This is a genomic window from Xanthomonas sp. NCPPB 1067 (assembly GCF_020783795.1).
Taxonomy (GTDB): Bacteria; Pseudomonadota; Gammaproteobacteria; order Xanthomonadales; family Xanthomonadaceae; genus Xanthomonas; species Xanthomonas melonis.
Genome location: NZ_JAJGQG010000022.1, coordinates 1 through 19,632 on the forward strand (window position 1 = coordinate 1; position 19,632 = coordinate 19,632).

The window sequence follows — 19,632 nt, forward strand, 5'->3', positions numbered from 1 at the left end:
TCGGCGCCGTTGCCGCAGAAGCTGTGCCAGTAGGCCACGGCAAAGCGCAGGTGCTCGGCCATGGTCTTGTCGCCGATTTTCTTGTTGGCGTCGTAGACCTTGAACGCCAGCGGGTTGTCCGAGTCGCGGCCTTCGAAGCCGATCTTGCCGATGCCGGGGAAGTATTCCTTGGCGCCGATGTACACGGTGTTGCTCATGGGGTGTGATGTCCTTGGTACTGGGGGAGTGATGAATCAGCCGGCGTAAAGCGGGCTGACGACGTGCAGATGCTTGAGGAAGGTCTGGTAGTGCTGCCGATATTGGGCGACGCGCTGCGGGTCGGGCTGCGCGCCAAGCGTATCGTCCACCTGCAGATGCTCCAGCACCACCTCCGACAACGCGGCGTCGCTGCCATCGTTGCGGTCGCAGGCCCACAGCGCCTGCAGTGCGGCGCCGAAGGCAGCGCCTTCGGGCTGGGTCGGCACCACGACCTGCAGGTCGAAGATGTCGGCCACCATCTGCCGCCACTGCGCGCTCTTGCTGCCGCCGCCGGTGAGCAGGATGGTATCGAACTGCAGGCCGGCAGCGACGAAGGCGTCGAAGCCGTTGCGCAGGCTGTAGGTGGCGCCTTCCATCGCGGCGCGGTAGAAATGCGCGGCGGTGGTGTTGTGCAGGTCCATGCCGAACAGGCAGCCGCGCGCGGCCGGCAGATCGGGAGTGCGCTCGCCGTTGAAGAACGGCAGCAGTACCAGTCCATCGGCACCCGGCGCGGTGTCGGCGATCATCGCCTCGGTCTGCTCGCGGGTGATGGAGAACATGCGCATCACCGCCTCGGTGGCGACGGTGCAGTTCATCGTGCAGATCAGCGGCAGCCAGCCGCCGCTGGAGGAACAGAACGCGGCCCAGCGCGCATCGTCGTCCACCACCGGGTGATCGGCGTAGGCGAACAGCGTGCCGGAAGTGCCCAGGCTCATGGTCAGACGCCCCGGCACCACATTGCCGGTGCCGATGGCGGCCATCATGTTGTCGCCGCCACCGGTGGTGACGCGCACGCCAGCCGGCAGGTTCAACGCGGTGGCAGCGGCGTCGGACAACGGATACACCGCGCCGGTCTCCACCAGCGGCGGCAAGGCCGTGCGCAGATCGCGCTGCGCATCGACCGCGCCCAGCATGCGCTCGGACCACTGCCGGGTGCGCACGTCCAGCCAACCGGTGCCGGAGGCATCGCCGACTTCGGCAAAGCGCTCGCCGGTCAGCCAGAAGTTGATGTAGTCGTGCGGCAGCATCACCGTGGTCATGGCCGCATACGCCTCGGGGCGGTGCTTGCGCGTCCATGGCAGTTTGGAGGCGGTATACCCGGCCAGGATCGGATTGCCTGCGGCCGCCACGCTGCCGGCGGCGCCGCCGACCGCGTCCATGATCTCGTCGCATTCCAGCGCGGTGCTGGTGTCGCACCACAGTTTCACCGGCGCGGTGACGCTGCCGTCGGCCGCCACCGGCACGAAGCCGTGCTGCTGGCCGGAGACGGAGATGCCGCGCACGCGCGCACGCTGTTCGGCATCGAGCTGCGCGAAGCAGTGCACGATGCCGTCGATCCACCACTGCGCCTGCTGCTCGCGGGTCCCGTCGTCGCGGCTGATCAGCTCCATCGGCGCGGCAATGGTGGCGACCACCGCGCGATCCTGCGGATCGTAGGCCACCAGCTTGACGCTCTGTGTGCCCACGTCCAGTCCTACGTACAAGCTCATTGCGTCACCAATCGGTTGTTGTTGAGTCCCACCTGCTGGGTGCGGCCTGCGCCCAGTTCCAGGTCCAGGGTCTGCCCGGCATAGGACAGTTGATAGCGCCCGCCACGATCGCTGTGCAGGCGTGCCTGCCGCAAGCGACCGGCGTCCCATTCCAGATCGACGCTGGCGCCGCCGCGCACACGCAGGCCACGTACGCTGCCGCGCGGCCATGCCTTGGGCACGGCCGGCAACAGGAATACGCTGCCGCCCCAGCTTTGCAGCAGCATTTCGGTGATGCCGGCGGTGCCGCCGAAGTTGCCATCGATCTGGAACGGTGGATGGGCATCGAACAGGTTCGGGTAGGTGCGTTCGGGCGAAATCAGCAGCTGCAGGATGCGATACGCATGTTCGCCATCGGCCAGCCGTGCCCATAGGTTCAGCCGCCAGCCGATGCCCCAGCCGGTGGCGTTGTCGCCGCGGATTTCCAGCGAACGCCGCGCGGCCGCGGCCAGTTCGGGGGTATCGCGCAGATTGATCTGGCTGGACGGATGCAAGGCGTACAGGTGCGAGACGTGGCGGTGATGGATCTCCGGCGCCTGCATGTCCCAGTCCTGCTGCCACTCCTGCAACTGCCCGGCCTTGCCGATGCGGTTGGGCGGCAACCGCTCGCGCAAGGCGGCCAGTTGCTGGGCCAGCTCCGCATCGACATCGAGCAATTTGCTCATGGCGATGCATTGCGCGAACAGATCGCGCAGCAGCTGCGCATCCATGGTGGGCCCGGCGCACACCGCCGCACCGAACGGGTGCTGGTTTTCCGGCGACATCGAGGGGTTGGTCACCATCGCGCCGGTCTGCGGGTCGCGCACCAGGGTGGCGACGAAAAACTGCGCGGCGCCCTTGAACAGCGGATAGATCTTGCTCAGGTAGGCACGGTCGCGGCCATAGTCCCAGCGGTCCCACAGCTGCTGCAGCAACCAGACCCCGCCCATCGGCCACAGGCTCCACTTGGCGCCATCGATCGGCCCGGCCTGGCGCCACAGATCGGTATTGTTGTGCACCACCCAGCCGGGTGCGTCGTACAGCGTGCGCGCGGTATGCGCGCCGGTCTGGGCCAGATCGAACAGCATGGATTCCAGCGGTTCGACGCATTCGTGCAATGCGTTGGCCTCGCTGGGCCAGTAGTTCATCTCGGTGTTGATGTTGATGGTGTACTTGCTTTCCCACGGCGGCTGCATCAGGTCGTTCCAGATGCCTTGCAGGTTGGCCGGCTGGGTGCCGGGCCGCGAGCTGCAGATCAACAGGTAACGCCCGTACTGGTGATACAGCGCGGCCAATGCCGGATCGTTGCCGTCGGCAAAGCGCCGCACGCGCTGATCGGTCGGCAACTGCGCGGCATCGCTGCTGCCCAGGTCGATCGCCACGCGCCGGAACAGGCGCCGATGATCGGCCAGGTGCGCGCGCAGCAAGGCGGGATAATCGAATCCGGCCGCCTTATGCAGGCTTTCCGAGGTCGACGCAAGCGGATCACCATCGACCGCATCGAAGCGTCGATAACTGGTCCCGGCGGTCAGCAGCAACACCACTTCATCGGCAGCGTCGATCCGCAGGCGGTCGCGCACCTGGCTGACCGTGCCACCGGTGATCTTCGGAAGCACCCGCAAGGCGAACCGCAACTTGCCCTCGATACCGGCGAAGCCGCTATTGCGACCGTGAAACAGCAGGCCGCCCTGCTCCGCCGTCACCTCACCGGTCTGCGGGCTGTCGATGCCGACACGCAACGAAATCGCACCAGGACGGTCGCACGACAAGCGCACCACGATGCATTGCGACTGCGCGGAGACGAACACCTCGCGCCGATGCAGCGCGCCACCGGAGCGGAAGGTGGTAGTGGCCACCGCGGTGTCCAGGTCGAGCTGGCGACGGTAGTCGCTGATGCCATCGGCGCGATCGAAATCCAGCAGCAGATCGCCCAACGGCTGATACGGCATCTGCTTGAGCGGACGCGACAGCATGCTGGCGTCGGCCAGTCGCTCGGCGTCGGCGTAGCGGCCGGCGAAGATCAGCTCGCGAACCTTCGGCAACGCCGCCAGTCCATCCGGACTGGTGGCGTCGTAGGGACCGCCTGCATACAGCGTGTCTTCGTTGAGCTGCAGGCGCTCATGCGCGATGCCGCCCCACACCATCGCACCCAGTCGTCCGTTGCCGACCGGCAACGCCTCCACCCATTCGCTGGCGGGTTCGCGATACCACAACTGCAATGCATCCGCTGCGGCCACCGGCGGCAACGCGGTGGCTTTCGACGACTGCGCGGCATGTGCGATCACCGGCGCGGCACCCAGGACCGCGACAGCGGCTCCGGTTGCCTTGCACAGTTCGCGACGGGTCAGCACGGCCACCGCCGCACTGCCCTGCCGGAACCGCTCGCAACTGCCTTGCGGCGTTCCGGCATCTGCTTGCTCATCGACTGAAGACAGCCTGCGATCATCGGCGACGCGCTTTGCCGGACGCAATCTTGCGCTGCAACACGCTGACCGGCTTGCCGTCGTACTGGACGCTGGTGTCGGTCGCAGGTTCCAGCGCACCGGCATCGGCGCGCGGGCCGTCGACGAAGCGCACCTTGATGGTGCGGCTGGCCTGCATGCCGGTCCAGCTGCCTTCGCGCTTGCCGATGCTCAGCTCGCCCTTGGCCTGGTTCCAGACCAGCGGAATGCGGCTGAACTCGCCCTTCTCGTAGCCGTAGCCCTTGCCGTCGTCCTCGTACAGCGAGAACTGGCCATCGGCGCCGGTATAGACCACCACGGTGAGCGGTGCATCCGGCTTCTGGTCCACGTATTCCTGCACGGGGCCGGTCGGCACGATGGAACCGGCACGCACGAACAGCGGCATGCGCTCGATCGGCGCAGCCGCTTCGATGCTCTGGCCGCCCTCGTACCGCTTGCCGGTGGCGAAATCCAGCCAGCTGCTGCCGGCCGGCAGATAGACCTGCCGCGAGGTGGCGCCGAAGCGGGTCACCGGTGCGACCAGGAACGCCGGCCCGAACAGGTACTGATCGTTGATGTCGCGGACCTTGGGATCGTTCGGGAAGTCCATCATCATGCCGCGCATGATCACGCCATCGCGCTGGTAGGTGTCACCGGCCAGGCTGTAGATGTACGGCAGCAAGGCATAACGCAGGCGGTTGTAGTAGGCCATGCTCTCGTAGAACGGCGTGCCTTCCGGGGCGATGTTCCAGATCTCGCGATACGGGAACTGGCCGTGCGAGCGGAAGATCGGCACGAACGCGCCGAACTGGAACCAGCGCGTATTGAGCTCGCGCCATTCGGGCAGGTGCGCCGGATCCTGGCTCTCGTAGCGCTTCTCCACCGCGAAGCCGCCGATGTCGAAGGTCCAGTTGGGCAGGCCCGACAGCGCCATGTTCACGCCAGCGGAAATCTGCTCGTGCAGGTCGTCCCAGCGCGAGACGATATCGCCGCTCCACACCGCCACCGCGTTGCGCTGGGTGCCGGCATAGCCCTTGCGCGAGAGGATGAACACGCGCTTGTCGTCGGCCGCGCGGTCGCCCACGTACACGCCGTGGGTGTGCGGCAAGGGATAGGAATTGAAGTACTCGGTGGACGAACCCAGCGCGTTGGGCGTGGTACGCGCCTTGCGCTCGCCGATGTCGAGATTGGAATGCACGTCCGGCTCGTCGGCGTCCATCCACCAGGCATCGAAGCCCTTGCTGTTGAGCTTTTCGTTGACCTGGCGCCAGAAGATCGCCTGCGCCTTTTCCGAATACGGATCGTAGAACGAGTTCTTGTAGCCCTTGCCGATCCAGTCCAGCTCGCCCACTTCGACATTGCGCTTGAACATGAAACCGGCCGCATCCAGTTCCTTGTAGTTGGCGGTGGTGGGATAGAACTTGGGCCAGATCGAAATCATGATCTGCGCGTGCATGTCGTGCACGGCCTTGACCATGCCGTCCGGATCGGGGAAGTGCTGCGGATCGAAATCGTGCGAGCCCCAGGCGTCTTCCGGCCAGTACGACCAATCGAGCACGATGTTGTCCAGCGACAGCTTGCGCTTGCGATATTCGGCCACCGCGCCCACCAGCTCGTCCTGGCTCTTGTAGCGCTCGCGGCTTTGCCAGAAGCCATACGCCCACTTGGGCAGCATCACCGACTTGCCGGTGAGTTCGCGGTAGCCGGCCACGGCCTGGTCGTAGGAATCGGCGGAAACGAAGTAGTAGTCGATCATCTGACCTGCTTCGGACCACAGCGACAGGTCCTTGGCTTCGGCGGCAGGCAGCGGATCGCGGTGCAGCAGCGCGATGTAGCTGGGGTCGATCAGATCCCATTCGATCTTGACGGTGTGGCGCTGGCCCGGCTGCAGATCGAGGGTGAACTCGTGATTCCACGGGTTCCAGTTCTGGCGCCAGCGATCGATCACCAGCTTGCCATCCACGTACAGCTTGGCGTACTCGCTCGAGTACAGCGAGAAGCTGTGCTCGCCGCCGGTGAGCGCTTCGATCTCGCCCTCCCAGCTGACCTGCATGCGGCTGTCCTTGTCCTTGGTGATCGCCTTCTTGGGGAACTTGGTCAGGTCGCTGAGGTATTGATAGTTCACCTCGCTCTCGCGCCGCTCCAGCACCTGCTTGCCGTTGATGGCGTAGCGGGCGGTCAGCGCGCCGGCCTTGCCCTTGGCGTCGTACAGCTTGAGCGTCTTGGGCAGCGGCTGCAGACCGCGCGGGTCGCCCAGGCGGCTGATCGAGTTGTTGTCCCAGAGCAGGCCGTAATTGCGGCTGGACACCAGGTAAGGCACCGCCATGTCGATGTTGTTCTGCTGCAGTTCGACGTTGCGGCCCTTCTGGTTCATCCAGCCCTGCTGGTGCTGGCCGAAGCCGTACAAGGCTTCATCGTCGGGCGACTGGAAGCGCTGGCGCACGCTCAGGTACTGCTTGCCTTCGACCTTGAGCGGCGCAAAGCTGCGCCCGCCGGCCACTTCCGACAGCACCGGCTTGCCGTTGGCATCGGCGAAGCTGACTTGGCCGTCGACGGTTGAGACGGTGGCAGTGACCTTGCCGGTCTTCAGCTGCACGCTGTCGCCCTGCTCGGCCAGCTGGAACGCGGTGTCGCCCTGCACCGGCACCCGCATCAGGCTGGGGCTGCGCGCGAAATCGCCATCGGGATCGGCGCTGACGCGGATGATGCCGGCATCGACCACCTGCAGCCGCACCGCAGCGGCGCCCTTGGTGCTGGGCACCACGGTGACGCCATCGGCGGCCTTGCGCACTTCCTGCGCGTGCGCGGCATTGGCCAACAAGGCCAGCGACAACGCCAGGCAGTGGGCGAGCGGCGTACGCCGGTTGGAAGGCGCGGCGCTGGCGGAACGGATGGTGGTTTGCATGGTCACTCCCTTTGAATGGCGGAACGGCGCTGCGGGGGCAGCGCTGCATGGGTTCGACGATCCGACAGCCGACCGCGGCGCGGGCGGGGACGACGTGCAGACACGGCAAGGTCGGTCGACCGCTGCCGCTTCCTGGCGCCGTCCGCGTCTGCCACGACAGCGCGGCGGCCGTGGATCGTGGTTACTTGTAGGTGCCGAGCTTGATCTTGAGCAATTGCGGCACGCTGGAGAAATTGACGCCGTAATCGGTCTGGTCGCCATTCCAGTTGCGCTGGAACTTCCACTGCGTGCCCTCGTACACGCCCTCCTCGACGCGTTCGTAGATCATGTTGGCAGTGGCGTCGCCCGCCGGGTGCAGGGTCACGCGCGCGTGGTGGCCGGTGACCAGGAATTCGTCCGGGCCCAACTCGGCGATCAACGCCGCGCCGATCGGCTCCGGGTTGCCCGGCGGGTCGCCCTTGTACCAGAACTGCGGCACGCCGTAGGTAATGGTGGCGCTCCAGCGATCGTTGAGCCTGAGCTCCTGCACCGCCTGGCCGGGCTCTTCGGCGGTGCCGTGCAGCTTGCCTTCGGCCGAGGCCTTGGCGAACGGGCGCATGCCCATGCTGACCGCCTGGTAGCCCAGTGCGAATGGCGCCAGGGTCTCTTCGTTGACGTGCTTGGCGCCCAGCGGATAGTTGGAGTAGCGGCTGAAATCGATGCCGAACGCCGACCAACCGATGCCGTCCTTGCCCAGCGCCGGGAACAGATAACGCGCGTACTCCGGGCGGTTGCCGGTTTCGGCCACGAACAAGGCATTGTCCGGGCGCGCATAGCGGTCCAGCACCGTGGTGTACATGCGGTATTCCGGCATGTAGATGTCCGGCGCCAGCAGGTCGATATGCGGGCCGGCGGCCTTCCACACGTCCAGCACGTTATCGGTGGGCCCGCCGCTGGCGTACTGGCCGGGCTGGCCCGGATTGAACGGGCCGCGCAAGGCGGCATTGACGTACATCGGCAACGGGTACTCGGCCTTGCCGGCTTCGGCCACCTGGTCGATGTAACGGCCGATCGACCAGGCATGGAAGATTTCATCGGCATCGGCGCCGAACACCTGCGCCCAGCTGCCGGGCTGCTTGTTCAGGCGCTTGAGCAGTTCTTCCGGCACCGGGCCGTCGAACAGCTTCTGCGCCATCGGCGAGAAGTCGCGCACGCTGCCATAGGTACCCGGCTCGTTCTGCGGCTGGATCATGATGACGGTGTGCTGCGGATCCACCTTCTTGAGGTGCTGCATGAAGGCGACGAAGGCCTTGCGGTCGGCGTCCAGGGTAGCCTGCGCATGCGGCGACAACGAACCGATCGCCTTGCCCTCACGGGTGATCACGCGCGGGAACCGTTGATTGTCTGCCTTGACCCACAGCGGTGTGTAGGAAGGGCTGTTGTTCTTCCAGGTGGCGAACCACAGCAGCACCAGCTTCACCTTGTGCTCGCGCGCCTGGCTGAGCAAGGTATCGACGAAGGAGAAATCGAACTTGCCTTCTTCCGGTTCCACCTGCTCCCAGGCGATCGGCACCTGCACGGTGTTGGGGCCCAACACCTGCATCGCCGGCCACACCTTGTCCATGATGCCGGGATAGTTGCTGGAGTTGTTGACCTGCGCGCCGAGAATCAGGAACGGGGCGCCGTCGACCATCAACGCATGCTTGCCATCCTTGCTGACGAACTGCGGCATCGGGCTCTGTTCGGCCTGCGCCTGGTTCGTGGCCGGCGCCGTCGCCGTTGGCGTGGTGGCGGCCGGTTTTGCGGCATCGCCCTGGTCGCCGGATTGGCATGCGGCCAGGGCAAGCGTCAGCGCAGACAGCAGCAGCGGACGCAGGCAGCGCGATGCGGTGATGGGGCGTGCGACGGGGATCTGCATGGACATAGGACTCCGTGTCACCAGGTATCGGTGCGAAATGGGGAAACAGGAAGGGTGTCGCGGTTGATCAGGTTGGCGTCGTCGGGGTTCTCGCTCCAGCCATAACGCACCGCGACCGGCGCAGGTACCGCATCGCTGCGCACCACGATGCGGTCGCCCTCGATCCGCGCAGTGGCCGGATGGAAGCGACGGTCGGCGCCGGCGATGCGAAAGCCCTGTGGTGCGCCGCCGCCTCGTACCTGCAGCGTACTGCCCTGCAGATCGAACTCCAGCTCGGCCTTGCCGTCGGTAAATCGCGCGCGCTCGAACACCGGAGCGCTGTACACCAGCGTCTGGCCGTAGGCCACGTGCCGTGCAGCCAGCGCCAGGCGATGCCCGACATCGCGCTTGTTGGTGGGGTGGATGTCGGTGGGATTGCCGATATCGATGATCACCGCCTGCGCGGTCGCCGGCAGCGCCAGCGTCCTGGACTGCGACTCGCGCAGCAGCGCCCACGGACTCAGCTCGCCCTTGTCGCCGCCAGCCTTGAAGTTGGCCAGCTGCACCCACAAAAACGGCAGGGCCTTCTGGCCACGTTCGGAGCGCCACTGCTGGATCATGGCGGCGAACTGTTCGCGGTATTTCAACGCACCGCTCTCGCTGGCATTGGTTTCGCCCTGGTACCAGATCACGCCCTTGACCGGGAACGGCTGCAACGGATGGATCATCTGGTTGTACAGCAGCGTCGGCAGTTGATTTTTGTTGTCGGCCAATGAGACGCGCACCGCCGCCGGGCGGAACTTCCAGCCACTCAAGGCACGTTTGGCGCCGTCGTTGGTCTGCACGAAGCGCTGCTCATCCGGGCCATGCATGCCGCCGCCGCCGCTGAGATCTTCCACGCGCACCGCGATGTGATTGACGCCGGCCTTCAGCGCCGCGGCCGGCACCTGGTAGACGCGCGGCAGGTTCCACTGCTTTTCGGTGCTGCCCACCTGCTGGCCGTTGACGTAGGTGATGTCAGAGTCGTCGATCTGACCCACGCCCAGTGCGATGCCGGCCTTGGCTTGCGCAGCCGTCAAGGTGAAGGTGGTGCGGTACCAGGCAATGCCATCCATGCCATCGAAGCCGCTGGCCTCCCATTGCTGGTTGGTCGGGATGCTGTCCCAGTCGCTGTCGTCGAAGCCCGGCTCGCGCCACTGCGGGGTATCGCCTTCGACCTTGGGCCAGCGCGCGATGCGCTTGCCGGTGGCGGCCTGCGCCGCGGCGTCGCGCTGTTTGATCGCCTCGATGGCCCCCTGGTTCTGGTCGGCGCTCAGCCCCAGCGAGGCGGCATCCATCCACGCCTCGATCGCGCTGCCGCCCCAGGTGCTGTTGACGATGCCGATCGGCACGCCGGTACTGGCGCGCAGCTCCTTGGCGAAGAAGTAGCCCACTGCGGAGAATTCGCCGGCGGTGGCCGGCGTCGCCGCCTTCCACTCGCCGCCGGCCAGGCGCGTCTCGGGTCGCACCGACCACGACTTGGGCACCTTGAAGTGCCGCAGCTGCGGATCGTTGGCCGCAGCCACCGCCTGCGTGCCGTCGCTGGCCTGCGCCAACGGCCATTCCATGTTGGATTGACCGCTGGCCAGCCAGACATCGCCGACCAGCACATCGCGGACCTGCAACTGCCCGCCATCGCCCTGCACGCTCAGCACATAGGGACCGCCGGCGGCGTGCGCCGGCAGACTGACCTTCCATGCGCCCTGGGCGTCGGCCCTGGTGGTGGCGCGCTTGCCGTCGAAGTCCACGCGAATGGTCGCGTTCGGCGTGGACCAGCCCCATACCGGCATCGGCTGGTCGCGCTGCAGCACCGCACCGTCACCGAACAACAGCGGCAGCGAAGGCTGTGCGCAGGCCAGCGGGCTACCCAGCATCAGGCCCAGCAGACAGGCGCGGCGGACGAAGCTAACGGTCATGCAGTGATCTCCAGGGGCGGCGCAGCCGGTCGGCGCGCCACGATGCGACGGGGGACGAGGATGGACACGCTGGAACCGCGCGATGATGCGCGCAGGGCCGGCGCGCTCATTGCGGATCGCCGTAGAAGATGCCACGCCCGCCGGTGGCAAAGTACACCCGGCCCGGCAGACGCGGATCGCCGGTCACGCTGTACGGCCTGCCGAAGCGGTGCGCGTCGTCGTTGATGCGCAGCCAGTGCGCGCCTTCGTCGTCGGAGCGGAAGATGCCATCCACGCCGGCCACGCGTCCTGCCAGATACAGCGCCGGCGGCGCGCCGTCGTGCATTGGTTTGCCGATACCGAGCGAACGCGCTTCGTCCAGCCTTGCCAAGGTCTGCAGTTGGCCATCGCGCCAGCGCATCACCCCCAGCGAGGGATTGCTCAGATACACCACGCCTGCGCGCCACGGGTCGGGGCGCAGCTGCGGGCGGGTCCGCCCATCGCGCGCCGGGTCGCCCACCCGCTGCCCGGTATCGCGGAAGCTGAGCGCGCCATCGGTGCTCACGTACAGGCGGCCACTGGCGACATCGACCGCATACCAGCGCCGCGCATCGACCCGATCGGCCACCACCACGGCGGTATCGGGCAGCCCCTGCACGCGCTGCCAGTGCCTGCCGAAATCGGAGCTGCGCCAGTTGCCGCCATGCTCCGGCGCCCACACCACCTGCGCCGCATCGGCGCCAATGGCGATCGTGCCGGCGCCCTGCCCGGCCGGCGGCTCGCTGGCGAACGCGCTCCAGTGGGCTCCGCCATCGTGCGAATACAGCGCGCGGATTTCGTTGTTGCGGCGATTGCGCACGGTACCGCTGCGCACCACCGTCGATGGTTTCTGCCCGGCCGCATCGATGCTCTCGCCGTTGGTCAGCCGCGGCCCGCGATACTGCAGCTGCGCGGCATCCAGGTCGTCATGGCGGAAGCCGTCGATATCGCCCAGCGCGCTGAGCAGGTGCGCGCCGGCCATCGGGCTGAGCAGATCCAGCGGCACGGTTTCTTCCAGCCCGCGGTCCTGGAACCACCATTGCACCGGCTGCGCGCTGCCGGCGGCATCGTGCAGATTGCGCGAGGCCCAGATGCCGTAGCCGGTGACGAACAACGCATGATTGCGGTCGAACGGGTCGATCGCCAACGCGCCGATCCAGTGCGGGGTGGCCTGCGCGGTCCAGGGCGCGGTGCTGTGATCGAACCGTGCCCCGGCCAGCACCGGTGCCCAGCTGCGTCCGCCGTCGGTGCTGCGGAACATCTCGTCGCGCGGGGTGTGGCGGCGGAAGGTACTGGCCAGGACCACCTGCGGCTGTTGCGGATCCACCGCCACCGCGCCCCAGCCGAAGCCAGCGCCGCTGACTGGTTGCGCGAGCGGGCTGATCTCGTCCCAGCGCGCCTGCGCCGGGGTGTACTTCCACAGCGCGCCGCCGGCCATCAGGTCCGGGCCGGGCTGGTCGCCATAGCTCAGGTACCAGTGTCCGTCGCTGCCGCCGGCCATGTGGCTGGGGCGCAGCCCCTGGGGCTGCCCGGCCACTGCGGACCAGGTGCGGCCGGCATCGTCGGAGACGTACAGGCTGGTCTGTTCGGTGGACACGCCGACATAGATGCGCGGCGTCGGTGCGCCGGCCTTCCCGCTGGCCGCGTCGAACACCACGAAGGCGATGCCCACCGCCTGCGCCTGTCCTACATGGTTGCGCGCGCTCGCGCCGGCAAAGGCATCGGCAGGAAACGTGGTCACCCGCGACCACCGCGCGCCACGGTCGTCGCTACGCCACAGCCCGGCGTCGCGCGAGCCCAGCAGCAGCACCCGCCCGTCGTGCGGGTCCACCGCCAACCGCTCGCCGTTGGCGCGCCCGAGCTGGTTGCCGCCCAGCTTGAACGGCAACGCGGTGCGCTGGAAGCTGCGGCCGCGATCGAACGAGCGCAGCACGGCGGCATTGCCGGCGCGTTCGTGCATATAGGTGCCCGCCGCCAGATAGATGGCCTCGGGGTCGGCAGGGTCGACCGCGAACGCATCGATCCCCATCAGGTTCCAGTCGTCGGCACCCAGCCAATCGGTCAGCGCCACCCACTGCTGTGCACCCGCATCCCAGCGATAGGCTCCACCGACATCGGTGCGGGCATAGGCAAGATCGCGCTCGGCGGGATGGAACAACACCCCGGTGACGAAGCCGCCGCCGCCGATGGCGACGCTGCGCCAGTGATACGGCGCCGGTACAGCGGGCTCGGCCGCGGGGGCTACGGATGTCACGAAGAGCAACACCAGCGTCAGGCGAACGGTAGTCAGCCACGCATGTGCTGCGAAAAGGCGGCGCTTAGTAGGCGGATCGATCAAGGTGATCATTCCTCCGGCTCCCCTCGCGATCGACGGCAAGGCCATCGACAGGAAAAACACCGGTCCGACGAGCTGCCTGCACAGCTCGCCGGACCGGAGACGCACTTCCTACGGCGCGTTCTACAGGCTGGCCCGCAACGTCAGGCCATACCGACGATCGTTGATCACGAAGTCGCGGTAGCGCGACTCCACACCCAGATAGCTCTCGCGACGGGTATCGAGCAGATTCACGCCATCGAGCGAGATCGACCACACTTCATTGAGGTTGAAACGCAGCGAGGCATCCAGCTGGCCGAAGCCCTTGTTGTAGACCGGCAGGTTGCCGGTGCCGTTGCCCGCGGTGGTCACCAGCCAGTCGCTGCGCCAGTTGTAGGCCACACGGCCCTGGAAGCGCGAGTTTTCGTAGCTGAGGATCGCGTTGTAGCTGTTCTTGGACAGGCCTTCCAGCGGCACCGTCAAGGCCTGGCCGTTGGTGTCGGTGGCGGTGGGGCTCGGCGCCTCGCTGTCGACATAGGTGTAGTTGGTCTGCAGGCCGAAGCCGCTCAACCAGCCCGGCAGGAAGTCGAAGAACTGCGTGTACCCCAGTTCCGCGCCGCGGATCCTGCCTGCATCGCCATTGACCGGGCGGGTGATCTGCCACACCTGACCGTCGTACACCTCATTGAAGACCGCGTTGGCGATGAAGCCTTCCACCTTTTTGTAGAACACGGTGCCGTACATCATCGAGCCCTGGCCGAAATACCACTCCAGCGCGGTATCGAACTGATCGGCCTTGACCGCTTCCAGGCTCGGGTTACCCGCGTTGCCGGTGAAGGTCGAGGCGCCGCTGGAAGACGTACCGGTGCTCAGGCTCAGATTCGGATTGAGGCGATCGAAGGTCGGGCGCGAGATACCGCGCGAAGCGGCGAAGCGCCATTGCAACTGGTTGCTCAGCATCCAACGCAGGTTCAGGCTCGGCAGCACGTCGGTGTAGGTCTGCTGGGCATCCACCGGGATCAGGCCGCCGCCTTCGGCATCGGTGCCGGTACGCACACCCTGCGAGCCGACTTCGGTACGCACCACGCGCACGCCGATGTTGCCGTCGAACGGGATATCGCCATCCACGCCGAAGCGCAGCACGCCGTAGGCGGCGTAGGTCTTCTCGTTCTGCGTATTGATGTTGTTGGGCGCAAATTGCAGCGGGGTGGCTCCGAAGGTCGCCAGGCTCTGCTCGTAGTTGGCCACCACCGAATCGGCAGCGGTCAAGGTCGGGCCGAAGGTGCTGCTCTTCCCACGGAAGAAATCGGTGATCGGATTGGTCGTCAGCGCGATGCTGGGGAACTGCGAGAACGGCGTGCCGGAGCAGTCGTTGAGGCACATGAAGCGCCATACGTTGCCCTTGGTCTCGGCATCGCGATCGGTGTAACGCACGCCGGCCTTGAAGCTGCGCACGAAGTCGCTGTCGAACGCCAGGTCCATGTCCGACCGCCAGGCGAACTCGGTGCCGGTGTTGTCGTCCTTGTTGTCCAGATGCCAGCGCCAGCCGTCGTAGTTGTTGACGTCGGCCAGGTAACCTTCCGCGCCGCTGGCGTCGGTCACCGACAGGCGTGGCAGATCGCCGCGGAAGTCCACATTGAATTGCGGACTGGTGTCCTGACCGGTGGATACGATGTAGCGCGTACCCTTGGTGGTGGCATCGACATACTGGAAGTCGGTACTCAGGGTCAGCTTCTCGTTGACCGTCCACTTGGCGCCCAGCGAGTAATCGGTGGTCACCGAATGCCGCTCGGTCAGGCTGGTGTTGGATTCGGTCGGCACGTTTTGGAACGAGCCGTTGACGAACTCGTTGCGGCCATTGACCTGGATGCCCGGCAAACCCTGGATCGGGGTGCCACCGGTCAGCGCGAAGAACGAATAGTCGTGCCAGCTGAAGTCGTAGTCCGAGCGCAGGACCTGCGTATAGACCTCCACTGCATCGTTGGGGCGCCACTGCATCGCGAATGCGCCGGTCTTGCGCTCACGCTCGCCGATGGTGGTGTTGATGCCCGCGCCGCGCGGCACCGCTACGCCCTGCCCCGCAAAGCCGGGCAGATCGGTTTGCACGAACCACGGTTCGATCGAAATGGTGTCCTGGCGGAACGGGCTCTTCTGCTGCGAGTAATTCACCAGGATGCCGATCTCACCGATGCCGGTCTGCCAGCGATCGCTGAACAGACCCGAGAACGCCGGCTTGCCGTCGTCGGCCAGGTCGTAATGGTTGTACTGCACGCTGCCGGCGATCTTGCGGCCGTCGTAGTCGAACGGCAGGCGCGTACGCAGATCGACGGTGCCGCCCAGGCCGCCTTCGATCATGTCGGCCGACGGATTCTTGTACACATTGACGCCGCCGAGCAGTTCGGCCGACACGTCCTCGAAGCTCAGGCCACGGCCGTCGTTGGCGGTGAAGATGTCGCGGCCATTGAGCTCGGTGCGCACCTGGGTCAGGCCGCGAATGGCGATCGAGCTGCCTTCGCCGTAGTTGCGCGAGATCTGGATGCCGGAGATGCGCTGCAGCGCTTCGGCGACGTTGTTGTCGGGCAGCTTGCCGATGTCTTCGGCAACGATGGAATCGACGATCTGCTCGGCGTTCTGCTTGACCAGCTGCGCCTTGGTGACGCTGCTGCGGGTGCCGGTGACCTGCACCGTGTCCAGCTGCTGGGTGGTGGCCTCGGAGGCCGGCGCGGCAGGAACCGATGCGTCCTGCGCATAGGCCTGCGCGCTCAGCAGCGCAGCCACGCTGACAGCCATCACCGAACGGCGGAAATCACGGATCGAACGCTGACCCACAGTCCGGCCTGCCGGAATGTGGCGATGTTGCAATGACATGGAGCTCCCTCCCAGGACGCATGTACTACTGATTTTTCCGGGCTGGTGCGTGAGTGCCCGCCCTGTCGTTGTCGCTGGCCCGCATCCGTGCGGCGTTGGCCGCGGTCGCTGGATGCGTGGTAGACCTGAAGCGGCCTACCTGGCTGGTGCGCCGGGAGCATAGGATGCGGCTGCAATGCCGCACCAATGAATTATTCGTGTAAACGTATTCTCAAATTACATAGCGTTGCCGAGAGGCTTTGCGCCTCCCGACATCATCGGTGATGGCCCACAGTATCGCAGTGGCGGGCGCGACCGTGCAATTGCGCGCACAGTGCGGGAGCGGCACCCACCACGGGATCCCCACCGCCCTGCGGCGCGTGGCCGCCATGCAACTACGCAGAACCCGCAGGGCCATGCTCGCACCACCACTCCATGCATCGAAGGATCGATGCATGGAGCGAGACTGTGTGGCTTACCAATTCATGCGCAGCACCAGCGAATAGCGCCGGTCGTTGACGAACTGGCTGCGCGTATACAAGCGCGTGTCCACCGCGCCGTCGGCATACGACGTCGGCCCCATCAACACCTTGGTCTCGGTGTTGGTCAGGTTGTTGGCCTGGACGCCCAATTGCAGATGTTCGTTGAAACGATAGAAGAACGAGCCGTCGAGCTGGCCGTAGTCGTCCGACCAGGTCGGCAGGCGCGTGGCCGCGTCGCTGGTGGTCAGCAGGTAGCGCGAGCGCCAGCTATAGGCCAGACGGAACGAGAGCGGTCCCTTCTCGTAGATACCGGCCAGGTTGTAGCTGCGCCGCGACAAACCCTCCAGCGGCAGCTGCACCCCGGTGACGTTGGTACGCGTGTACGGATCGGTCGCAGTGTTCACGCCGCCCCGGCTGTCGACGAAGGTGAAGTTGGCATTGACGCCGAATCCGCTCAACCAACCCGGCAGCGAATCGAAGAACTGCGTGTAGCCAAGCTCCGCACCACGGATGGTGCCTTCGTCCATGTTGTACGGCCGGGTCACCAGCCACTCGCGGTTGTCGTAGATCTCGGTGCGGTTCTGGGTGGCGAAGTAGTCCTTCACCTTCTTGTAGAACAGCGTGGCGTACAGCATGTCGCTGGTATCGAAGTACCACTCCAGCGCAGTATCGAACTGATTGGCCCGCATCGGCTTGAGCATGGGATTGCCGGCCGAGCCCACGAAGCCGATCGGATTGCCCGACGCATCGGTATCCACCGACAGCAGGATGAACGGCTGCAGCTGGGTGTAGTCCGGTCGCGCCATCGCCTTGGAAGCGGCGACACGCCACTGCAGCGAATCGGTCAGGCGCGCGCGCAGGTTGAGGCTGGGCAACACGTTGGTATAGCTGCCTTGCGAATTGTTCTCGAAGTACTGCCCTCGGTAGCGCGCCTGCAGCTCCGGCGTCACGTTGAGCTGGCTCATGTCCTGGAACTGGCCGAAGCCTTCGGCCTCGGCCTTGGTCTGCACGACACGCACGCCGACGTTGCCGTCCACCGGTACCCCCAACGCTTCGTCGTTGCCGAAGTACACCACCATGTAGGCGGCCTGGGTGCGTTCGAACTGGTTGTTGGTGTCCTGGGGCCGATACATGTCCGGCGCCCAACCCGAGCCACGCAGCGCGACGATCTGCTGCGACAGCAGCTGCGAAGCCCGGGCGTAGTTGGTGGCCAGCCCGCCGTTGGGGAAGTACAGGTTGCTTGGAACGGCAACCTTGCCGCGGAAGAAGTTGGAAAAGGCGAACTGCGAGGACTCGTTGGGCAGGAACTGCGACATCGTCGCCAGCCCGTTGGGCGTGCCCGGCACCGCGGCCCAGTTGTCCGACAGCACGCCCCAGTTGTAGCCGGAGTTCTTGTTGATCTGGTTGCGGTCGGTGGAGCGCATGCCGAAGCGCGCAAAGCGCAACCAGTCGCTGTCCTGGAAGGTGTATTCCAGGTCCACGCGCGCAGAGAATTGGCGCCCCTCGTTCCTGCCGAGGTGGTCCATCGCCGCAGCCCAGAAATAATTGGACTGGGTTCCCGCGAACGCCGGATCGGCAATGGTGATACGCGGATAGCGGCCGGACACGTCGTAGCTCAGCCCCGGCAGGTAGATCGCGCTGAAGACGGTGAAATCCAGCTGGTCGTTCTCCGACTGCACCAGCTGCAGATCGCCCTTGAGTTGCAGGTTGTCGTTGAGGTAATGGCTGAAGCCCACCGACAGATCCGAAGTGGTGGTGCGCTGCGCGGAGTAGCGGTTGTCGGTGTTGAAGCGCACGCCGTCGCCGGTGAGCAGGCCACGCCAGGAGTTGGAAGAAGGCGAGCCGCTCTGGAACACGCCATCCTGGTCGTAGCGGAAGGTGGTGCCCGGCGCCGGAACGATGTTGTTGGTGCCATCGTTGAAGAACGCCGCGCGCTCCTGCCAGTTCATGTCGTAGCGCGACCGCAGGTACTGCGCATAGATCTCGGTGGAATCGCTGGGACGCCACTGGAACGAGGCCGCGATGCCGTTGCGCTTGCGTTCGTAGTCCAGCTGCCGCCAGTTGACGCCGCCCGGCACGTAGACCTCGCTACGATTGCTGCCCGCCAGCACTGGCGCATCGGTGCGGCGAACGTACGGCTCGGTCTGGATGCCGTCCGAACGGGTGGCCAGTTCCGAATGCGCGATGTCGAACATGAAACCCATTTCGCCCACGCCGGTCTGCCAGCGGTCGCTGAACAGGAACGATGCCGACGGCTTGTACTTCTTGCTCATGTCGCCGTAGTTGACGTCGACGTTGCCGCCGATGATCCGGCCCGGATTGTCGAACGGCATGCGGGTGCGCAGATTGATCGTGCCGCCCAGGCCGCCCTCGATGATTTCGGCCGACGGATTCTTGTACACGTCCACGCCGGCCATCAGTTCCGCCGGAACGTCCTCGAAGCTCAGGCCACGGCCACTACCGGCGCTGAAGATGTCGCGCCCGTTGAGTTCGCCGCGCACCTGGGTCAGACCGCGGATCATCACGCCGCTACCTTCGGCGGAGAAGTGATCGGGATCGCTGCGCGCAGCGAATTGATCGATGGTCACGCCGCTGACGCGCCGCAGCGTCTCGGTGACGCTGCGGTCGGGCAAGGCACCGATGTCTTCGGCACTGACCGAATCGACGATCTGCGCGGCATCGCGCTTGATCACCTGCGACTTGATCAGGCTGGCGCGCACGCCACGCACCTCGACCGTATCCAGGTCCACGGCGCTGGCGCCGGTATTGGACGCGCCACCGCGCGTGGATGGCGCCTGCTGCTGCGCGTACGCCGGCGCAGCCAGCAGCAACCCGATGCTGATCGCCATGGCGGAATGACGCAGTGGCTGCAAACGACGCGCACGCACGCCCGTCCCTGCCGAGGCATGGCTTGAAAACTTGTACATCCGAATCCCTCCCAGGACGCAAACGACTGAAGACTGGTTGTCGCGGCAGCAATGCGCCGCGTGATCAATGTGGAACCGGACATTGGCGCCCGATGCCTGCTCTCTCTCTACTTGGCAGCTGG

General features: G+C 65.9%; 8 protein-coding genes and 1 pseudogene. All 9 read right to left on the minus strand.

Annotated elements, in window-relative coordinates; all coding sequences use genetic code 11:
* A pseudogene (locus tag LL962_RS15340) lies at positions 1-197 on the minus strand (xylose isomerase); the annotation flags it as partial.
* Between the two features lie 36 nt (positions 198-233).
* Positions 234-1,727 carry a xylulokinase gene (gene xylB, locus LL962_RS15345; protein ID WP_228317533.1) on the minus strand — a complete coding sequence of 498 codons (1,494 nt, stop codon included), beginning with the start codon at positions 1,725-1,727 and terminating at the stop codon, positions 234-236.
* Entirely contained in the window at positions 1,724-4,096 is a 2,373-nt protein-coding gene (locus LL962_RS15350) for a glycoside hydrolase family 95 protein (RefSeq protein WP_228317534.1), read from the minus strand. Before LL962_RS15350 ends, xylB begins: the two co-directional genes overlap by 4 nt.
* Before the next feature lie 91 nt (positions 4,097-4,187).
* Positions 4,188-7,091, minus strand: coding sequence for a TIM-barrel domain-containing protein (locus tag LL962_RS15355; protein ID WP_228317535.1), 2,904 nt, complete (start codon positions 7,089-7,091; stop codon positions 4,188-4,190).
* Between the two features lie 181 nt (positions 7,092-7,272).
* Positions 7,273-8,994 carry a DUF5597 domain-containing protein gene (locus LL962_RS15360; protein WP_228317536.1) on the minus strand — a complete coding sequence of 574 codons (1,722 nt, stop codon included), beginning with the start codon at positions 8,992-8,994 and terminating at the stop codon, positions 7,273-7,275.
* Positions 8,995-9,005: 11 nt separating this feature from the next.
* Positions 9,006-10,922: a sialate O-acetylesterase gene (locus tag LL962_RS15365; protein ID WP_228317537.1), complete on the minus strand. Its 1,917-nt coding sequence runs from the start codon at positions 10,920-10,922 to the stop codon at positions 9,006-9,008.
* 106 nt (positions 10,923-11,028) lie between these two features.
* On the minus strand, positions 11,029-13,287 hold the full coding sequence (locus LL962_RS15370; protein ID WP_228317538.1) for a sialidase family protein: 2,259 nt from the start codon (positions 13,285-13,287) through the stop codon (positions 11,029-11,031).
* 111 nt (positions 13,288-13,398) lie between these two features.
* Complete coding sequence (locus LL962_RS15375) at positions 13,399-16,122, minus strand: TonB-dependent receptor (protein WP_104588343.1); 2,724 nt, start codon at positions 16,120-16,122, stop codon at positions 13,399-13,401.
* Positions 16,123-16,576: 454 nt separating this feature from the next.
* Positions 16,577-19,510: a TonB-dependent receptor gene (locus tag LL962_RS15380; protein ID WP_104588342.1), complete on the minus strand. Its 2,934-nt coding sequence runs from the start codon at positions 19,508-19,510 to the stop codon at positions 16,577-16,579.
* Between the last annotated feature and the right edge of the window lie 122 nt (positions 19,511-19,632).